Below are 1,937 nucleotides of genomic sequence, written 5' to 3' on the forward strand. Positions count from 1 at the left end.
GTTATCGCCTATCACTAGGTTGATCGCCAAACGCTTCAGCGTTTTATTCCACTAGAATCCAATAATTTTCTATATCCAGCAGACCGCAGTACATCTTATATAATTATTGAAATTTCCATGTTCGATGGACGAACAAAAGAGACTAAAAAAGCATTTATTAAGACTCTATTCGAAAATATAAACAATCTATGCGGTATTGATTCAAATGATGTTGAGATAACTATATTTGAAACCCCTAAAGAAAACTGGGGCATTAGAGGGGAAAATGCGGATGAACTACAGTTAAATTATAAGGTAAATGTTTAAATTTCCTAAAATTAACATAATACGCCTTATACGAAATGTGTTATAATTTTCCTTAGAAATCAATGCTGTAGTTTCTAGTTTATAGCCCATCTTCCCCAAGGTGGGTTTTTTTTATGATTTTTCACGTTCCACGCTTATTTATTGAGCAATGTTCCACGGTTTTATTTAGCCTAAGTTAACCATATGGAAGAAAAAAACGACTCCAGAAGCCACGCTTTTTAGGCTCTGGTTCAACATGCTCTGGAACAGGAATGCGCTTATTCTCTGGAGTAGTCAATCCGTCATGTTTAGGATCATCAATATTAGGTTCTGGCTGTACTTGAGCTACATTCGCTTGCGACTGTTCTTGATCGGTAAACGTAGTCATATTGGCTTTTGGTGCTTCTAGTAAGCGCTGCATGGCCTCGATCTGATCTTGATAAAACGATTCACGTTCTAGTGATTGATTTTCTCTAAACAGTGCTTGATTTAACTGTTTTTCCAGTATGTCAACTTGACGTTTTAATAGGTCAACTTCTGTCAAGTTTTGACTGTTAATTGATTGACTTTGATTGACATTAGTATCTTTCTTTTGTGGTTCCCCAAAAACTCTTATGGCTTCTGCGAAGTCAATTAATCCATCAGATCCTTTAGATAAATTTCCTTTGTTTATATGGGCATATATGGCTTGTCGTGAATATCCGTAAAGCTTAGCCAACTCTGAAACTGACAGTTTTTTCATTATGTAAACCAGTTTTCAATTTGTGTTAATACTTGACTGTCAACTTTACAATGTCAATTGACATCATTTATTGAAAGCCAACTTTTCGAAGTAATGGAGTAAGTTCTTTTAATTTCTCCGGCTGTTTTAGCATATCTGCAATCCGTACAGCAAATTGTTCATAGCTTTCGGTGCCTTGTGAAAGTTTTCCCATTTCTGGAAGCTCTGACAATTTACTCGCAAATGAATAGCGTTGTGCATCTGTTAAAGTGATCGTTATATCTTCGCTTACACCTATACTTTTAGCTGACTTCGTTACTGATTTTTTTTGTTTAAAGCTAAATGAAAAACCTGTAATTGATCTACCAGTCTTATGCTGTTCAACTTTAACAGTAATGTCGGTATGTTCATTTACTTGCTTTAATGCAATGTCTAAGACATATTTTTTAAAGTCATACATTCGTTTGTATTCAGTATCGAGTACACCTATTTTTTGTCTGAAATCAGACAAAGTTATAAGAGGCGTTTTTCCTGTACTACGCCATGCAATCAATATCTCATATAACCGAACGGCATAAGCACTTGTTAAATTGCTTATTTGTTGTATTTCATACTTTGTAAATTGTTCTTCTAGTCTTGTAATTAAAGGCACGATAGCGGGAGCAAAAATAAGTCTAACAACCGCTTCATTATCAATATAAGCGACTTCACTCACCCATCTTGACTTGTGATTAATAATGTTGCCTTTTTCACTAAGACTTTGATAACTGAATTGTCTTGCAAATAGATCATCACAAGCATCTTTTAATGCCTGATAAGCCGTGTTTCGATGTACACCAAATTGATTGATGTAGCTTTCAGCATGAACTGTTAATGGATCATTAGCATTTATTCCCTTACCCGATTCCCTTGCTTCAACGATAGCTAGAAG

At 35.2% G+C, this 1,937-nt stretch carries 3 protein-coding genes; 1 reads left to right on the plus strand and 2 read right to left on the minus strand.

Annotated features, from left to right (window positions below):
• Positions 1–45: 45 nt before the first annotated feature.
• Positions 46–306, plus strand: a complete 261-nt coding sequence (locus tag BFL28_RS20340) for a tautomerase family protein (protein WP_079247232.1) — start codon at positions 46–48, stop codon at positions 304–306.
• Between the two features lie 175 nt (positions 307–481).
• Here the strand turns inward: BFL28_RS20340 and BFL28_RS20345 are convergent, their stop codons facing one another.
• Positions 482–1,027, minus strand: coding sequence for a plasmid replication DNA-binding protein (locus BFL28_RS20345; RefSeq protein WP_000736775.1), 546 nt, complete (start codon positions 1,025–1,027; stop codon positions 482–484).
• Positions 1,028–1,094: 67 nt separating this feature from the next.
• On the minus strand, positions 1,095–1,937 hold an 843-nt coding region (gene repM, locus BFL28_RS20350; protein WP_079247233.1), incomplete at its 5' end, for a replication initiation protein RepM.

Origin of the sequence: Sphingomonas turrisvirgatae, assembly GCF_001721295.1 — a bacterium.
GTDB lineage: Bacteria > Pseudomonadota > Alphaproteobacteria > Sphingomonadales > Sphingomonadaceae > Sphingomonas > Sphingomonas turrisvirgatae.